Annotated in this window: 4 protein-coding genes; all 4 read left to right on the top strand. The window is 28.2% G+C overall.

All coding sequences use genetic code 11. The annotated features are described in order from the left end of the window. Positions 1 to 357, top strand: a 357-nt coding sequence (locus tag COL3_RS25865) for a prolipoprotein diacylglyceryl transferase family protein (protein WP_180277993.1), incomplete at its 5' end; no start/stop codon positions are given. A 63-nt stretch (positions 358 to 420) separates the two neighbouring features. Then, positions 421 to 1,143, top strand: coding sequence for a YjgB family protein (locus COL3_RS25860; RefSeq protein ID WP_008425865.1), 723 nt, complete (start codon positions 421 to 423; stop codon positions 1,141 to 1,143). A 350-nt stretch (positions 1,144 to 1,493) separates the two neighbouring features. Beyond that, a complete protein-coding gene (locus COL3_RS25855; RefSeq protein ID WP_008425867.1) occupies positions 1,494 to 2,150 on the top strand; it encodes a 4Fe-4S binding protein in 657 nt (218 codons plus the stop codon). A 314-nt stretch (positions 2,151 to 2,464) separates the two neighbouring features. Next, positions 2,465 to 3,268: sulfite exporter TauE/SafE family protein (locus COL3_RS25850; RefSeq protein WP_099716763.1), on the top strand; the 804-nt coding region annotated here is incomplete at its 3' end.

Genomic DNA, 3,268 nt, shown 5'->3' with positions numbered 1-3,268 from the left:
CATGGAGATGCAGTAAGTTATGAATTTATTAAACATTTTCCAATGTTTATTCAAAAGGGCATGAATATAAACGGAGTATATTATAATCCTACTTTTTTATATGAATCAACTTGGAATTTATTGGTGTTTATAATCTTAATGATTTTATTAAGAAAAAGTAAAAAGAATGGAATGGTATTTTTTACATATATAGGCTTGTATTCTATAGGAAGATTCGTAATTGAAGGAATGAGAACTGACAGTTTAATGCTTGGAAGTATTAGAATGGCTCAATTAGTTAGCTTAAGTGGAGTAGCTGCATGGATAATATTTTTATTTTTCAATTATTATAGAAGAATGAGTAAAGGAAGAATATAATTACTACATAGATTATATTAATTTATATATTTAATAGGGAGTAGGAAAGGATGTGAGAAGTTAGTGGATGGGAATATTATTGCATTCTCTAAAAAATTTATTAAGTTGTTATTTAATAAAAAACTGATTTTAGTTGCTGCGATACTTCTTTCCTTAACTATTGTGGCAGGCTGTTCAAATTCAAATAAGTTATCGAAGGATAAAACCGAGAATATTCAAGGTAAAGATAAAGTTTCAGATTCATCTAATATTCAATCTGAATCAGGTGATAATAGTGGAAATAATAATGAATCCCAAAAATCTGAAGATAACTCAAAGAAAACTATTCTTAATGATATTAAGATAATGGCACAAGAAGGAAAAATTATTAATTCTGATTTTCAAGCTAAATCTTCTAATTTACAAGAGGTTGAGGATAAGCTTGGAAAAGCGGATAAATCAGAATGGGTAGCAGATGCTAAGGGGAATTATTCCACCTATTCTAAAAATAAAGTGGTTTTTGGATCTAATAAAGGCGGTAGAATCTTTGAAATTAGATCTTTCGATGAACGTTTAAGTCAAATTTCTCTTTCAATGGTTGAAGATTTCTTCGGAACGCCTTCTCATGATGTGACATATAATGGTGAAAAAATTATAGGTTATGTATTAGGAGAAGACTTTAAAATTCTATTTGTATTCAAGGCACCTAATGATAGTAATAGTAACCCTAAATTGGATCACTATTCTGTTTTATATCCCAAAGGTACAGTTAATTCAATGGCAAGTGACCCAGGTAGAGAATGGTAATTTATTATAAAAAATAAAAAATAACAGACTTTATATTTCTATATATAAAGTCTGTTATTTTTTTATTGAACTTAAATTGAATTTCATAATTAATTCAATAAAATAAATTTTTATACATAATTCTAAATGACAAAATACAAATGTTTTTAATGCCCTAATTTATGAGCTAACTTGTAATAGTAGTCATGAATTAAAAATTGTGCAAATAATGAGAGTAACCTAGGTGAGTGACATTGTTACAGATGAGAATAGCGATATTTATTAATATAAAGAAGAACTGTTCAAGCAATAGTAAATCCATATGGCATTATTTTATTTAGCATATTGATAGTAAATTAGGAGGTATTTTAATGAGAAAATTTTTAGGATTTTGGAGGAAGTATTCATTTACACTATTAATTGCATTTATAGTATTAGGTATGTTTGATTTAAGGTTTGCAATAGTTGCAGCCATTTGTATGATAGCACCTGTAATTGTATCTATTTCTAGAGGAAGATTTTGGTGTGGAAATTTATGTCCAAGAGGAAATTTTTATGACAATGTGGTTTCAAAATTTAGTAATAAAAGAAAGCCACCTAAGTTTTTTAAATCATATTATTTTAGAACAGTAATATTAACTATAATGATGACAGTATTTATTTCGGGTGTATATAAAAACTGGGGTAACCTTTATGGTATTGGAATGGTATTTTATAGACTAATTGTCGTAACAACTATAATAGGAATACTATTATCTCTAGTATATAATCATAGAACCTGGTGTAACTTTTGTCCTATGGGAACTTTAGCATCAATTACAGGAAAATTTAGAAGAAGTAAAAAAGTATTGCATGTATCATCTTCATGTATTTCATGTAAATTGTGTGAAAAGAAATGCCCAATAGGTTTAGTTCCACATGATTTTAAAGGTGATGTATTAAGTCATCCTGACTGTATTCAATGTGGAAAGTGTGCTATGACATGTCCTAAAAAAGCAATAGGATATAATAAAATTACAATAAAATAGCTAATAGCATTAAGAATAGATAATGCATTATTTTATTGAATATAATATAAAATAAATCTAATTTTATATTTAGCGGATAGTTTATACCAGGCTATCTGCTTTTTGTATCTATAAACAATTTATCTTAAGAATTGATATATTTTTTGCCTATCTAGTATCTCAAATTTGTAAAAATAAAAGACTTATTTCCAAAATGGTTAAAAGTAGTGTATAATATAAGTGGAAGGTATTGAATTAATTGTTTATAAAATAGAGAGGTCTATTGGCCTAGCTAAATATATAGATTATAAATGTTATGGAAGAAGGTTTTTAAATTGATACAATTTGTATGGTTAATTCCTTTAGGGTTTATTGTTGGAGCATTTGGTACTTTAATTGGTGCTGGTGGAGGATTTATACTAGTACCAATATTATTGTTATTATATCCTGACAAAAGTCCAGATACTATAACTAGTATTTCCCTAGCAGTTGTATTTTTTAATGCATTATCAGGTTCTTTTGCCTACTCTAGGATGAAACGTATTGATTATAAATCAGGATTAATTTTTGCAATTGCAACCATCCCTGGATCAATACTCGGATCAGTAATAACATTGTATATACAGAGGAGGCTTTTTAATGGAATTTTTGGTGTAATATTAGTTTTTGTATCTATATTTTTGATAGTGAGGACTAAAAAAGAGAAGATAGAAAATAATTTAGCAGTTAGGAATGGTTATATTACAAGAACTGTAACAGATATTGAAGGAATTGAACATACATTTTCCTATAATCCCATAATTGGAATTATCGTAAGTGTTTTTGTAGGATTTATGTCCAGTTTTTTAGGCATAGGAGGAGGAATAATACATGTTCCAGTGCTCGTTAATATATTAAATTATCCAGTTCATATTGCAACGGCTACATCACATTTTGTTTTAGCAGTAATGTCACTATCTGGAACTGTAGTTCACATAGTAGATGGGGTGTTTCAATCCAGTGTAATGCAAACAGTAGCATTATCCATTGGAGTATTGTTTGGGGCGCAGTTAGGTGCGAAACTTTCAAAGAAAATTCATGGAATAGCAATAATTAGAAGTCTTGCAGTTGCATTAGCTATTGTAGGAGTAAGAATATTT

Origin of the sequence: Clostridium sp. LS (genome assembly GCF_002760435.1) — a bacterium.
Lineage (GTDB): Bacteria > Bacillota > Clostridia > Clostridiales > Clostridiaceae > Clostridium.
This window is presented reverse-complemented; position numbering and strand designations above follow the sequence as displayed.